Origin of the sequence: Floricoccus penangensis (assembly GCF_001832885.1) — a bacterium.
GTDB classification, from domain to species: Bacteria; Bacillota; Bacilli; order Lactobacillales; family Streptococcaceae; genus Floricoccus; species Floricoccus penangensis.
The window spans coordinates 213481-227651 of sequence record NZ_MKIQ01000028.1; the positions used below are offsets into that span (position 1 = coordinate 213481).

General features: G+C 31.2%; 13 protein-coding genes. 3 read left to right on the forward strand and 10 right to left on the reverse strand.

Annotated elements, in window-relative coordinates:
* Positions 1-115: 115 nt before the first annotated feature.
* The 4 genes from BG262_RS07670 to BG262_RS07685 form a co-directional block, all read right to left on the reverse strand.
* On the reverse strand, positions 116-937 hold the full coding sequence (locus BG262_RS07670; RefSeq protein WP_070788305.1) for a putative RNA methyltransferase: 822 nt from the start codon (positions 935-937) through the stop codon (positions 116-118).
* 128 nt (positions 938-1065) lie between these two features.
* On the reverse strand, positions 1066-2052 hold the full coding sequence (gene lplA / locus BG262_RS07675; RefSeq protein ID WP_070788306.1) for a lipoate--protein ligase: 987 nt from the start codon (positions 2050-2052) through the stop codon (positions 1066-1068).
* On the reverse strand, positions 2030-2896 hold the full coding sequence (gene lipA / locus BG262_RS07680) for a lipoyl synthase (protein ID WP_070788307.1): 867 nt from the start codon (positions 2894-2896) through the stop codon (positions 2030-2032). The genes lplA and lipA overlap by 23 nt, the downstream gene beginning before the upstream one ends.
* Positions 2896-3135, reverse strand: coding sequence for a biotin/lipoyl-containing protein (locus BG262_RS07685; RefSeq protein WP_070788308.1), 240 nt, complete (start codon positions 3133-3135; stop codon positions 2896-2898). Before BG262_RS07685 ends, lipA begins: the two co-directional genes overlap by 1 nt.
* A 366-nt stretch (positions 3136-3501) precedes the next feature.
* Between BG262_RS07685 and BG262_RS07690 the strand changes: the two genes are divergently transcribed.
* Positions 3502-3954, forward strand: a complete 453-nt coding sequence (locus BG262_RS07690) for a hypothetical protein (protein WP_070788309.1) — start codon at positions 3502-3504, stop codon at positions 3952-3954.
* Between the two features lie 69 nt (positions 3955-4023).
* Here the strand turns inward: BG262_RS07690 and BG262_RS07695 are convergent, their stop codons facing one another.
* The 4 genes from BG262_RS07695 to BG262_RS07710 all read right to left on the reverse strand — a co-directional run bounded on the left by BG262_RS07695 (position 4024) and on the right by BG262_RS07710 (position 9643).
* Positions 4024-5739 carry an ATP-binding cassette domain-containing protein gene (locus tag BG262_RS07695; RefSeq protein WP_158006659.1) on the reverse strand — a complete coding sequence of 572 codons (1716 nt, stop codon included), beginning with the start codon at positions 5737-5739 and terminating at the stop codon, positions 4024-4026.
* 1 nt (position 5740) lies between these two features.
* On the reverse strand, positions 5741-7348 hold the full coding sequence (locus BG262_RS07700; RefSeq protein WP_158006660.1) for an ATP-binding cassette domain-containing protein: 1608 nt from the start codon (positions 7346-7348) through the stop codon (positions 5741-5743).
* A gap of 252 nt (positions 7349-7600) precedes the next feature.
* Entirely contained in the window at positions 7601-8809 is a 1209-nt protein-coding gene (locus tag BG262_RS07705; RefSeq protein ID WP_070788312.1) for an ATP-grasp domain-containing protein, read from the reverse strand.
* A gap of 99 nt (positions 8810-8908) precedes the next feature.
* Positions 8909-9643, reverse strand: a complete 735-nt coding sequence (locus tag BG262_RS07710; protein ID WP_070788313.1) for a class I SAM-dependent methyltransferase — start codon at positions 9641-9643, stop codon at positions 8909-8911.
* Between the two features lie 94 nt (positions 9644-9737).
* On the opposite strand from BG262_RS07710, the gene BG262_RS07715 reads away from it, so the two are divergent.
* Positions 9738-10610: a helix-turn-helix domain-containing protein gene (locus tag BG262_RS07715; RefSeq protein WP_070788314.1), complete on the forward strand. Its 873-nt coding sequence runs from the start codon at positions 9738-9740 to the stop codon at positions 10608-10610.
* 51 nt (positions 10611-10661) lie between these two features.
* Here BG262_RS07715 and BG262_RS07720 read toward each other — a convergent pair whose 3' ends face one another.
* Entirely contained in the window at positions 10662-11882 is a 1221-nt protein-coding gene (locus BG262_RS07720) for an MFS transporter (RefSeq protein ID WP_070788315.1), read from the reverse strand.
* Between the two features lie 134 nt (positions 11883-12016).
* Between BG262_RS07720 and BG262_RS07725 the strand changes: the two genes are divergently transcribed.
* Positions 12017-12883 carry a helix-turn-helix domain-containing protein gene (locus tag BG262_RS07725; RefSeq protein ID WP_070788316.1) on the forward strand — a complete coding sequence of 289 codons (867 nt, stop codon included), beginning with the start codon at positions 12017-12019 and terminating at the stop codon, positions 12881-12883.
* A 52-nt stretch (positions 12884-12935) separates the two neighbouring features.
* On the opposite strand, the gene BG262_RS07730 is transcribed toward BG262_RS07725, so the two are convergent.
* A complete protein-coding gene (locus BG262_RS07730) occupies positions 12936-14147 on the reverse strand; it encodes an MFS transporter (protein ID WP_070788317.1) in 1212 nt (403 codons plus the stop codon).
* Positions 14148-14171: the final 24 nt, after the last annotated feature.

Consider the following 14171-nt stretch of genomic DNA (forward strand, 5'->3'; position numbering starts at 1 on the left):
ATTGTAACCCTTACATTAAATAGACAATAAAAAATAGACAATAAAAATCGTGACACAGATATTTGTGACACAAACTTCGCCAAAATTAAAAAACACCTTTCAAAGATGTTTTTTATCATTTATAACTACCTATTAAAATCTTCACATTTACAGTTGCGGTTTTCGGCGGATTATTTTTAACCTCAGCTAACAACTCATCATCTACTTGCCACTCTAAAGGGCTCATTTTTAAAAAGTCATTTCTCAGTTCTTCAGGAATTTGAAATTCATAGTAAATTTCTTCTTCTGTAGCTTTAGGAAATTCTTCCTTGAACTTAGCTATTACTTTTGAATTATCATAATCTAGAGGAAGATTATAAGCCTTACGTAATTCTTGTAAGTAATATTTGTCAGGAACAACTTTTATAACTTGACCATTTTCTGATAGAACACGTCTGAATTCATCATAATTACTTGGAGTAAAAATGTTGAGGATATTATCCATAGATGAATTTGCATATGGAAGTTTTGTCAAATCAGCAACTGCCCAAAAAGCTTCAATATCTTGATTTGTTGCCAAATTTATTCCATCACGCGCAATATCAAAGGCAAAATTTTCACCATCAAAATTAAGTAATGAAAGGTGTGATCCTTCCCCACATCCAACATCAAGCAAGGTTTTTCCTAGAAGATTTTTCTTAATATATTCAAGGACTCCTTCGTACATCCTAGCTCTAATCATTCGACCCCGAGGTTCAAACATTTCCTTGGTATAGTTTTCCACAACTTTATGATTTAAAAAGTTAACAAATCCCTTTTTATTGATATCAAACTGATGACCTTTTTGACACCTAAGTGAGTATCTTGATAGGTCAAACGATGACTGACAAAGGGGACAGGCTAACTTATCTACGTTTTTTTCTAAAAAATTATAGGATTTATCGATTTTTTTCAGCATTATATTTCCTCAATCTACTGCATACATTCAAAATAAATAGGAAATCAGGCCAAAACCCGACTCCCTATATGAATTTTATACTATATAATATTTTTTGTAAATGCTAGCATTGCTTACAAAATCTTTTTCTAAGAAAAAATACAATCTACAATGTCCTGAGCACTAATATCATGGATGGCTTCATCTTGTGACATATAAACTTGATCTAATTTTTCTTTGATAATCTCTGGAATTAGTGGTTGACCAACTAAAGCATTTTCTAACTGGTCAACATCATTAGCAGAGAAAAAATCACCATTTATTTTACAGTCTTTAATTGTTTCATTTTCAACGTTTAAGTTGATTGTAATAAATCCACCCTTGAAACGCATTGTTTTAGAAATTGAATATGGGGGATTTTCGCCAAAGTTCCATTCCCATGTAGAAAACTTATTATCAATTATTAATTGAATTTTCTTTTCGTCTTCTTCAGTTAATGTATATAAATTAGCACTTCCTTGAAGAAGAATATCTACAAACTTGTCATAAAATTCTTCAATTGTTAGTCTTTCAGGCAACTTTTCAATGATATTTGTTGTCCTTTCACGAACTGAAGTAATACCTTTTGACTCTAATTTATATTTTGGCGGATTCAAATAACGTGCCATTTTTGAGAAATCCATATCATAAAGAAGTGAACCGTGATGTAATGTGTAGCCATTCTTATAGGTTTGAGCATTTCCAGAAACCTTTAAGCCATCAATAGTTAAATCATTTCTACTACTATACTTTACTTCTACACCCATTTTACCAAGTACTTCGATAATTGGATCCATGTAGCCAGCAAAGTCAATTTCTCTCTTAGGTACACGTTTAATAAATGAAAATTGGAAACCATCTAAGTCGGTATAGATTGTTCCACCACCAGTATTACGACGAACTACTGCTACACCATCTTCTTTTACCGCTGGTAAATTTATTTCTTGGTATACATTTTGGTAATTGCCAAGCATTGTTGTAGGTTTTGTACGCCATAACATAAATACTGTTTCATCGAAACATTTTTCCTGCATCAAATATTCTTCTAAAGCGAAGTAATATGCTGCACTTTGCTCATCCGACTGTATGAATATCATTTAAAACTCCTCTTTGATAAGCTTCAAGTGCCTTATATGAACTTCTTACAGCTGGTGAACTTGCAACAAACTTAAATCCTTTTTTCATTCCTAGTCTACGATAGATACCAAATTTTCTCATTGATACGTATTCTTCAATAGGATAATGTTTTTCGGATGGTTGTAGATATTGACCGATTGTTAAGAAATCAACACCTGCAGCCAATGCATCTTCCATCATTTGTTCAACTTCATCATCTTGTTCCCCGATACCTAGCATGATACCAGTTTTTGTAAAGATTTCAGGTGCTTGTTCCTTGATATAAGTCAATACTTCAAGAGAGCGTTTATAAGTTGCACGATGACGAATTTTTGGACTTAGTCTTTCCACAGTTTCTAAATTATGATTGATAATTTCAGGACCTGCAGCAATTACCGCATCAAGACTTTCCTTGTTACCCATAAAGTCAGGAATCAAAACTTCTACTGTTGTATTTGGACTAACTTCTTTGATAGCCTTAATTGTTTGAGCAAATTGGAATGCCCCTCCATCAGGTAAATCATCACGCGCTACACTTGTAACTACCACATGATTTAACTGTAATTGACTACTTGCTACAGCAACATTCATTGGTTCATGTGGATTAACAAGTTCCATACCACCAAAGTTTACATCACAAAAACGACAGTTACGAGAACAGTTTTTACCAAGAATCATAAAAGTTGCAGTTCCACTCGAGAAACATTCGCCCAGGTTAGGACAAGTTGCTTCCTCACATACTGTATTTAACTGTAGACCTTGCATAAGGTCGTTCATTTTAGTTGTTTTTTCGTAATTAAACCTTACACGAGGTTTTTCAACCATTAATCAACCTCCATTTCAGCAATTACTTGGTCAACCTTTACAGTATCGCCTTCTTCAGCTTTGATTTCTTTCAAAACTCCAGCAAGAGGTGATTCAACTTCAATAATAGTTTTCTCTGTTTCAACTTCGTATAATACTTCGTCAAGTTCAACTTCTTGACCAACTTTTTTATTCCATTTAACGATTACACCATCATTAGTTTTTGCACTAAGCTTAGGGAAAAGAACTTCTTTAATCATTTACTGACCTCTTTCTCAATATATAATAAATCAATATTAGTTTAATTCTAAATATAATTCTATTTAAGCGTTTTCAAATAAAAAAGTCTAGAGATTTGCCTCTATCTGTTCTATATAATTTTTACTATTCAGTAACAAATTAATGTTTCCTTTGAAATGTAAAACATCTTTGTCATTATTGTGGTGCATAGAGTTACAGTCTTTAAAAGAAAAATACTTTTTTATACAAACTATAATAACAAATTCTACTGTACTAATTATTTATTGACGTAAAAATATTTAATCATATAGGGCTTTGTACCTATTGCCCCCTAATAAATTTTCAATTAAAATAAAGTTAACAAAATACTCACGGAGGGTAACAAAATGAAAGTAAAGAAAATTATTCCGATTCTTCTACTAACAACTCTAGCTGGCATTAGCCTAGCTGCTTGTACAAGTAAGAAGAGTAATGACAAACCAATTGAAACAAATACTAATACTAGTACGACTACTCAAGAGTCAACTAACGAGTCAGAAGGTACTTTCACTGCAGTTATTGACGGGGATGTGAGCCAAAATGAAACTGTTGATAAATCATACCGCTTCTTGCTAAAAGATGTTGATTCTACTGACGATCCAAACGATATTCTACCAGTGATGAAGAATAATGGAGTTGTCCTCAATCTTGAGAAGAGCCAACTACCTGATGACTTTAAAATTGAAGACTATAAGGATGGCCAAAAAGTTAAATTTGTAATTAAAGGATTGGCACCAATGACTGCTTCTATCCCACCACAAGTGGCTGGAAATGCAGTTAAATCTTTAGAAAAAAATTAATAAAATCTCTTATAACAGGAAAGAGATGTAAAAAGAACATGATTTTCAGTCATGTTCTTTTCTTTTCTTTTAAATATTTTGATAACGTGAAGCCTGAATTGAATATAAATGATTGTAATCCTCTGATTCTTTCATGACCTGTTCATGAGTTCCACGTGCTTGTATTCGCCCATCTTTCATAAACCAAACTTCATCAGCTTTAGTAGCCGCACTTAATCGATGTGAAATTAAAAAAATGATTTTTTGACCTCTTAGTCTTGCAATGGAATCATAAAGTCCTTTTTCTTTTTCTATATCAAGAGCTGCTGCTGGTTCATCTAAAATTAGAATATCACGGTCTTGATACAATGCTCTAAGTACTGCTACTTGTTGAGCCTGTCCTCCTGATAATTCAACATAATCATCATCAAGCTCTTTTCCCAGACTATCATTAATATCAAAAGTTGTATTCCAATTCAACTTATTAATGTCAGATTCAATACGCTCGTCATCAATTTCATTCAAACTGCAAGCTATATTTTGCTTTATTGATAAATCATTAATAAGAGTAAAATCTTGATAGACACTCGAAATATTTTTAAATTTGGATCCATACATTTTTAATTTCTTATAGGATAATTGACCTATTTCAGGCTGGTACAATCCTGATATCAGTTTAATAAGTGTTGATTTTCCTGCTCCATTTTCTCCAATGACAACAATTAACTTCTTATCATCAACTTCGAAATTAATCCCCTTTAAAATCTTATGATTTTTGTAACCAAAGGACAAATCTTTAGCGATTAAAGATTCTTCTGAAACTGAACTTGCTTCCTCCTCGACTGCTTCAATATCTAAAAATTCAAGTATTGGGCTTGCATATTGTGAGTAACGCCAAAAGTCAACAATACTCTCTGTAATCCCATTGATGGCTGACGAAAATTTTATGATACTTGCAATTGATATATTAAAAATAGCAAGGTCTATTTTCCCTGCAAAGAAGTTCCTTGCAGAAAATAAGACAATAAGCATAACTGAAAAATTAGCAATGAAATCAGAGATTGCAATTCCTACTCCTTGCCTTTGATAAAAGTCCTTAAATTTAATGTTAAACTGCTTACGAATTTTTTTAAATGAAGCTGACATAAATTCTTCTATATGGTTTACTTTTATATCCAACATTTTATTTTTATCAAAAGGAAACATCTCATAGTACCAAAAACGTCTATTTATTGGGGCTAGTTCTTCATAAAATTTATCATCTTTTTGAGCAAATTTTATTTTAATATAAAAATTTAAAAATGAGCAAACTAGAAGTACGATACCAAGAAGCGGAGACATACTGGTAATTACAGCAATTGTTGTAATAATTACTACAAGATTTTCAATACCATTTGTTATGGCTTCAAGTAAATTTTCAAGGCAATATTGATTTCTGAGAGAAAATTCTGCTTGTTCTTGCAAGATATAAAAACTTGGACTCTCTAGTTGACTGAAACTTACTGACATTGATTTATCAAGAAGCATCTTTTCTAAATTCATGATATAAGCATGGCGAAATTGCTGCATTTTTGAATTTATCAAGGTTTTTACTAATTTAATCAAAACTAGAACAACCAATAAAATTATAAGCTTATTAATCTCTAGTTTATTTTGTAAGACAAGTGTCATCTTTCCTACTAAATCTAGAATGACTAAGGTTTCAAAAATACTCAAAATTATTTCAAGTAGGAGTGCAAATAGAAAAGTCTTATCTGCCTTATATGAATGGGCCAAAAGTTTCAAACTTGTTTTAATATTTTTCAATTTATTTAGCCTCACTTTCATACATACTACTTGCTAAATCTCGTAAATGACGGTAGTAGTCAGACCTTTTAATAAGTTCATTATGACCGCCAATATCTTCAATCTTATGGTCCTTTATGACAATCACCTTATCAACAATATTTGAAACGGCAAGTCGATGCGAGATTACAATGAATCCACGTTCTTTACTCTCCTTCTCAATTCTCTCATAAAACTCTATCTCCTTTGAAGGATCAAGTGCAGATGTCGGTTCATCCAAAACAAGCATTCTCACATCTTGAACCAGAGCGCGTAGAATTAAAAGCAATTGCTCCTGACCACCTGATGGTTTAAAGGCATCATCGTAGAAATCCTGCCCAATATTAGTTGCTAAATCAATTAGCTGACCATCTTTCTTAAGAGTATTTTCTGCAAAATAACTTCTAGCATACTCCACTTTATCTGAAGCAAGATTATCTTCATTAAAAAATAGATTATCTCCAATACTTCCTGCAAAGAGTAAAGAATTTTGGAAAACTGATGAAAAATATTCCAGTCTTTGATCTGCAGTAGTCGGCTTATTATTAATCAAAATTTTGCCTTCGCTAGGGTCAAAAAGCCCAATTAAAAGTTTTATTAAGGTAGTCTTCCCTGCCCCATTTTCCCCGATAATACCAAGTTTATCCTGAGAATTTATATTGAAATTCAGATTATCCAGAACAATATCTTCGCTTCCAGGATATACGAATGAAACATTTTTAAACTCAATATCAAAATCCTCTAAATTATTAACCATTTGGCTATCATTGTATTCTTGACCACTATTATCAAGCGTAGCATCATAATCTGTAAAAAGTTTTGCATTTTTATTGAGATCAGCTAGTGTTTCCAGAACTTTTTTAAACATTGTTTTAAGTAAAATATACATACTAAAAATCAGGAAAATTAAAGCAAGAGATAGCTCATTTCGACTTGGATAAAGAATATAAAGAACTAATCCATCATTTAATACTTCAATTAGAAGAGATAAAATTGCAAGGACTGTCGCTAAATTTGTACGACGATTAATAATATCTTTTGCTGCTTTTGTTAACTCTTCATATCTCTCTAAAATTATTGGTTTAAGTCCAAATGTTCTAATATCTTTTCCATATGAGTTATCTGTTGTTATTTCCTGAAAGTATTCTAATTTCTCACCGATTTGACCACTATCAAGATCAGTATCAATATCAAAATCATTCAATTTTTGCTTGATGGGAAAGCTCAAGCCTGTAAGTATCAATGTCAAAAGTACAATAAAAATATTATTTTTCCCGATTGCAACCCCACCTATTATGATTAAAAATAAATAAGGAAAGAGATAGACCATATCAATAATTACGCCTTGATAACCAATGTTGTCGCCACCAAAGAAATCTATAGCTCTATTAATTGTTGACATGAAGTTATTGTCTTCAAAATATTGATATTTACTTTTATAAGTTTTATCGACTAGTGACTGTACTTGTTCCATACGACTTTTAAAGGCAAGATAGACTATTTTCTGCCCCAAAATATCTGACATAAATTTACAAATAAAAATGATTGCATAGAATAATAAAATAATGCCTGCAAATTTAGTGAAATTCATATTTTTTTCTTCTAAAAGCGATAGTATATACCCAAAAGAGTAACTATCGAGAAAATAAGCCAAAATGAATGCCAGATAAAAAATAAGCAGGATACAAATATTCTGCTTAAAAAAATCTTTGATTCTCTTTTTCATAATATCCTCCGGAATGTTATATATATTATATCATTAAAGATTATTATTTTAAAAATAAATATTAAAATTAATAAAAACTTCACTCAAATAGTAAAGTTTTTAAATATATTAAAGCAATTAAACAATCAAAGTATTATGTCTTACAAACCTATCCACGTAATCAAGGCCTGACAGTATCTCTTCTTCGGTCTCACCTTTTAAAGTTATTCTACAGATTGCTTGAACACTACTTTCGTGTTTTTTATATTCACGACCAATTTTTGCAAACATCTTTGTATCAATGACATCAAACTTTTGACTTATAAGTTCCATATTATCAGGTAGGCTAACAAGTTTACCGATTCCAGAATTTACAAGAATGAAACCATAATGAGAGCTATTATTCTTTTCAAAGACTGGAATTTCATCATAGTCACCTATCTCTGCTAAAAGACTTGCTCTAACAGGGTCAATACCATACTCATCTCTGACTATATCATGTACTCCTCCACCGCCTAAGCGAGAAGCTATTTCTAAGAAATAAATATCTTCTCCATCAAAGAAGACTTCTAAATGAAGTAAACAATCTTTTGGTACTGGAATCTTCTCTATTAGTTCCTTCATATAGTCACTAAATATCACTTCATCTTCCCCATCAAGTTGGATACTTGCTGTAGATTTATTATCCAAATGAGCCAAGGTTGGATATAGATATCTCGATGGTTTAACATAGCGTAATTCATTGTTAGCAATAAAGCCATCAATATGATACAAATCGCCTTGAATAAAATTCTGAATTATAAATTTTCCAGCGTGGAAATCAATATGACCATACTTTCTAATTTCATCTTCTCTATCGATTTTGTATGTTTCCATGGTTCCTGCTCCATCAATTGGTTTAATGATTAATGGATATCCATTCTTCTTTCCAAAGCTAAAAATATCTAATATACTTCCAAGTGATTTTGTGATAGGTGCTTTAAATCCATTTTCTCTTACAATTTTATTCATTACTAATTTATTTCTGAAAAATGTGGCACTATCTATATTTTGACCTTCAATTGAAAAGTATTTGCGAAGATTTGCAGCTACGTCAATATCAAACTCATCAATAGCAAACATTCTCTGACAGGGAGTATTCTCCATTATAAGCATTGACTTTAACATAATACTATTTTCAGACCATGAATCTATGACATGAATTGAAATATTCTCCCCTAAATCTTTATAAGATTCTTCTACACGTTCTGGAACAATTATTTGAAACTCATGTTCCATTTTATCTAAGCCCCATTCATCTATCTTAATATAGTCTGCACTCATCTGTGATAAAATCAAAACCTTCATATTTCTCTCCTCTTAAAACAATATATTTTTATTTTCATATTTATCATACATTGATGGAGAGATTTGAAAGTTTTTTGTACACTTTAGTCACATAATTTATTACTTAAAAATTAAATGATGGAAAAATGCGATATTTACAAAATCTGAGTTTTCATATGTTTTTCTTTCTAATTCTAACATGTTATCATACCATTCATCTGTAAATTTAACTTCTGTATTCGCTGACAGTCCGTAAAAAATCCTAATTCCATAAAGTTCTTTTTGTTTAAGGCCTGCTCCACCTAGAATATCTTCCAGAAAATGATTTTCGTATTCATTAATGGTGCCAAAATTTTCTGATTTCTTTTCTTCACCATTAAGTAGATTCAGTGCTTCTTTGGGATTATCCTGTAAGACTGCTTGAGATAAGATTGCTCCTGTGGGATTATGTTTAACAATAGAAATCTTTCCACCAGTATTCAAAAGATTCACTAATAATGAAAGAATTCCTTTTTTGTCGCTTACATATTCAAGTACATTGTGGATTACAATAAAATCAAACTTTTGCTTTTCTTCTTTCATGACATCAATAAATCCATCTAAGTCACCTGTTAGTTGGCGAAAATTTCCTTCATTAACTGAATAAGATATCATCTGAGAGTTTGGTTCATATGCAGTAACTTCATGATTTTTAGCAAGATGCTTAGCTGTAAATCCAAGTCCACTCCCAAAGTCTAAGACTTTTGCTCCTGAAGGTATATTCTTATCAATTTGTTCAAATAAAAGTTGATAAAACAATTTTCCCCAAGGCATTTCTGTCATATTTTTATAGTACGCTTCCACATTAATTGTCATTTATTCACTCCTCTTTTCTTTCTTTTTTTATGATACAATAAAAAAAAAAAATTAATTTTTTTTGTACACACTAATCACACTTCAAGGAGAAAATATGCGCTGGGATATTGGTTCAGTTTATAAAGATATAAGAAAATCCAAAAATCTATCTCAAGAAGAGATTTGCGGAAAGACAATTTCAAGAACCACTTTATCAAAATTTGAAAATAATAAGCTTGTACCATCATATCAAACAATGGAGTTTCTACTAAGGCAGGTGAATGTCAGTTTCCAGGAGTTTAATTTTCTATGTAATAAGGATGGAAAAGATAAACGGCAAGAGATTTTTAATGAGTTTAAAACGATAAATAGTAGTTGTGAAATTGATAAGTTAAAGACATTAATGTTTAAATGTGAAGAATTACTAAAGACGGAGGATGATTTAGTAATTAAAAACTATCATCGCATCCTTACATCATACCTAAATATTTCCTTGAACAATAATAGTATCTCTGACCAATCTAAAGAATTCGTTTCAGAGATATGGGATGATTTAAAATCAATGGATACATGGTATTATAATGATTTATTTATTATCAACTCAATAATTCATCGCATTCCTATATCTACTCTTCCCGAAATCATTAAGCCGATATTAGAGAGCGCAGATAAATACAAAAATTATAATAATAATAGTTTAAACATTTTGCGAGTCTGCCTTTTTCTAAATATGTCTACTCTTTATTTACAAAACAATATGATTAAAGAATGTATTGAAATTACTAATCTTGGCTTAGATTACGCAAAAAAACTTAAAAATTATTATTACTTATCATACTCTTGGGTTAGATTGGGTCTATGTCAAGGAAATAAAAAGATGATAGAAAAAGGAATTAATCTTGCTGAGCTTACAGAAGAACCCGACTTATTGAAGGAAATGCTTGATGAAGTTGAATACTATAGTGATAAAATTACTCCAATTTCATAATATATTAAAACTCCCACCACAAAGTGAGAGTTTTTTTATATAGGAATTTATTTACTTTTCAGATGATAATCTATCAATTAAAAAGATAAAGATTATGCTTATAATTATCATTACAATCCCAAGAAAAATAAAATTATTTGGATTGTTAGCCTTCAAGAATGCTGAGAAAACTAAGCTTCCAATGGGCATAAATAAAACTGCAACTGTAAATATTATTGAAAAAACTCTTCCTAAATATTCTGTATCAACCTCTGATTGTATTTTTGAGAAAAATTGAATATTAAAATTTGATAAACAGAAGGAGAATATTGCAACTATGATAAAAATAACTGGGATGCTCTGAAAATATTTAAACACTATTCCTAATAAAGCTAGTAACAAACCATTTGCAGTAATAAAACCGATTATCTTTTTCTCACTAAGCTTTTTATTAAAGAAACTGCTTAATAAGGCACCAGCAATTCCACCCACGGCTTCTGCTGTTAGGATAGTTCCATATACGTTAACATTTGATGCACTAAACATTTTGTTAGTGAAAGGAATAATCAAATTATAGCCTGCAAAGAGGAAGTTGCAAAGAGAGGATAGAGCAATTAAATAAAAGATTTTTTTCTTCGAATATACATAGATGAATCCTTCCTTGATATCACTTACAAGATTGGATAGAGAAAATTTTTTCTTTTCAACAATAGTAACTTCAACAATTGGAATTACTGCAGTTGTAATCAACCCCGATAAAATAAAGCTTGCACCATCAACAAGAAGAGCCCCTCTCATCCCAGCTTGTTTATAAATAAAAACAGCGATAAGTGGTCCTAATACCTGGGTTATCCTTGATGAAGTTTCAAGTACAGAATTAAATTTTTGAATATTATCTTTTTCGATAACTTCTTTGACAATTGATTTATATGAGGGTCCAGATAGACAATCAAATATTGCTAAAACAACATTAGCTAAAACAATCAAATATAATAAGTACTTAGCTTGACTTACAAAAAAGGAAAGTAATAAACAAAGTATTCCACTTAAAAAGTCAGTAATAATTATTATTTTCTTCCTGTTAAACCTATCTGCAATAACACCGCCAAATAAGTTAAAAATAATGCTTATAACACTTTCTGATGCCTGATAAATTCCAACAAATGCAAGGCTACCATTACTCTTACTTGCCAGATAAGTGACATTTGAATAATCAAAAACAATATTTCCAAATCTTGAAATGACCTTGCCTGCCGAAATTGCTAGAGTATTCTTTTTTTCTATTTTATTCATAAAACATTCTCCTTTCGATTGTTTATATGGTACAATAGAAAAAATTAATTTGAGAATTTTGTACACACTAGTCACCTTTCTGCATCGAACAGGTCTAATAAACTATTTACAAAACTACATAAAAAGGAGATTCTATGCGTTGGGATATTGGGTCAGTATACAAGGAAATAAGAAAATCTAAAAACTTATCACAAAAAGATATTTGCGGTAAAACACTCTCACGAACTACCATTTCAAAATTTGAGAATAATAAACTTGTACCATCTTATCCAACTATGGAATTTTTACTAAGACAAATAAGTATGACTTTTGAAGAATTCGAATTCCTATGTAATAAGAATGGCGAAAATAAAAGAATGGATATTCTTTTAAAATATAAAGCTGTTCTAAGTAGTGCCGAAACTAAAAGGATAGTTCCACTGATTGAGCAGTGTGATGAATACTTGAAAAATGAAGACGATATTGCAATCAAAGAATCAAGGCAAGTCCTCATATCTTTGATGGAAATAGCTAAAGGAAAATTTGAAGTTACTGATGATTTCAGAGACTCAATTTCAGAACTATGGGACAAGCTTAAGGCTATGGACACATGGTATTATACTGACTTGATGTTTATTAATATATTGATATTTAAACTTCCGATTGAAACCCTAAAAGAAATTGATAAGCCTATATTGGAAAGTATCAAAAAATATGAGAAATATAATAAAGGTGCTATTCATTTTTTAAAAATGTGTATCTTCATTAATCTTTCAACAATTTATATGCAGAATAATTTTGTTGAGCAAGCCATTCACTTTGCTGAATTAGCTGCTGAGGTGGCAAAACAAATTAAAAATTACTATTTCTTGTCATATGCCTACATCCGATTGGGAATTTGTAAAAATGAACAAAAACTTATTATTGATGGATTAACATTACTTGAAATTGCAGGTGAAGATGACTTTTTAAAAGAAATGAAGGATGAAATAAATTATTATAAAGAAAAAACAAATAGTTGAAAATTAACATAAAAAGCTTCCAATATCGAAATTGGAAGCTTTTAAATATATATTATTCATTTCTTCCAAGTAAGATTACAATAAAAGCGATGAAAAGTAGCACTGCTCCCATGATTGCTGGTGCAGAGTGACCTAGTAGGATATAGATTTGTCCTGCGATTAGTGGTCCAAAAATTCTTGTTAGAGACTGAATAGATTGAACTCCACCCTGTACTCGTCCTTGCTCATTTGCTCCAACTGATTTGGAAAGTAGACCATTAAATGATGGACCAAATACTGAGTCACCAAAGCCATATATAAAGACTCCAACTACAAGTATTGCAGGAATTGCTGTAATAATGGAAATTGCCATTAATGTATATCCAATGACTTCAGCAATAATACCAGTACTTGCAATTTGTTTGTCTGACATAAATTTTAACATCTGAGGCATAATAATACTTTGTGAGATAATATCTTGCAAGCCCATAATTGAAAACATTAGTCCGATAAGCGCTGGATTCCAGTTAAATGTATCAATAGAAAATTGTGAGAATACGGCTTGAATTGAAGCACTTGAAATCCAAAGTAATGTTGCTGCTAACAGTAATCTTTGAATTGTAGAGATTGAGAATATATATTTTAATTGGCTGATTGGATTGAATTGACTAATAGATATTTGTCCACTTCTATTTTCAGGTTTAAGACTTTCTGGCATATAGAAATATCCATATATAGCATTCAGAAGTGCTAGTAGAGAACCGAAGAACATCGGTGCTGAGTTACCGAATTGAGCTGAGATTAGACCACCGAGAGTTGGACCTAATATTGTCCCAACGCCCACGATTGCACTTACCCAGCCAAAGTATTTTGTACGTTCTTCAGCGGGAGTTATATCAGCAAAATAGGCAAATATTGTACCTATACTACCACCTGTAATTCCTTCGATAATTCGCCCTAGAAACAGAACCCACAAAGCTCCACCAAGTCCAAAGATAAAGAAGCCAAGTGAAGCTCCAAGTAAACTGATGAGTAGAATTGGTCTTCTACCATATCTATCACTCATAGCCCCAAGAATAGGACCTGAAAAGAATGTGCATACCGCATAAATTGAGGTAAGAAGTGTAACTATTAGAGCTTGACTTGATGCTGACGAAACATAAGGGGCTACTAAAAAGGGAATAACTGGCATGACAATACTGAAACTGATACCAATTAGAAAAACTGATATGAGTCCAAAGGCCAGTGAGTGTTTGTTGATTTGTGAATTGTTATTTGTATTCATGATTATTATAAGTCCTTTATCATT

Bases quoted from the DNA above. Each gene is read 5' to 3' on its own strand.
- BG262_RS07715 (WP_070788314.1), top strand. From the start codon at position 9,738: ATGCGCTGGGATATTGGTTCAGTTTATAAAGATATAAGAAAATCCAAA.
- BG262_RS07710 (WP_070788313.1), bottom strand. From the start codon at position 9,643: ATGACAATTAATGTGGAAGCGTACTATAAAAATATGACAGAAATGCCT.
- lplA (WP_070788306.1), bottom strand. From the start codon at position 2,052: ATGATATTCATACAGTCGGATGAGCAAAGTGCAGCATATTACTTCGCT.
- BG262_RS07700 (WP_158006660.1), bottom strand. From the start codon at position 7,348: ATGAATTTCACTAAATTTGCAGGCATTATTTTATTATTCTATGCAATC.
- BG262_RS07670 (WP_070788305.1), bottom strand. From the start codon at position 937: ATGCTGAAAAAAATCGATAAATCCTATAATTTTTTAGAAAAAAACGTA.
- BG262_RS07705 (WP_070788312.1), bottom strand. From the start codon at position 8,809: ATGAAGGTTTTGATTTTATCACAGATGAGTGCAGACTATATTAAGATA.
- BG262_RS07730 (WP_070788317.1), bottom strand. From the start codon at position 14,147: ATGAATACAAATAACAATTCACAAATCAACAAACACTCACTGGCCTTT.
- BG262_RS07690 (WP_070788309.1), top strand. From the start codon at position 3,502: ATGAAAGTAAAGAAAATTATTCCGATTCTTCTACTAACAACTCTAGCT.
- BG262_RS07720 (WP_070788315.1), bottom strand. From the start codon at position 11,882: ATGAATAAAATAGAAAAAAAGAATACTCTAGCAATTTCGGCAGGCAAG.
- lipA (WP_070788307.1), bottom strand. From the start codon at position 2,896: ATGGTTGAAAAACCTCGTGTAAGGTTTAATTACGAAAAAACAACTAAA.
- BG262_RS07725 (WP_070788316.1), top strand. From the start codon at position 12,017: ATGCGTTGGGATATTGGGTCAGTATACAAGGAAATAAGAAAATCTAAA.
- BG262_RS07685 (WP_070788308.1), bottom strand. From the start codon at position 3,135: ATGATTAAAGAAGTTCTTTTCCCTAAGCTTAGTGCAAAAACTAATGAT.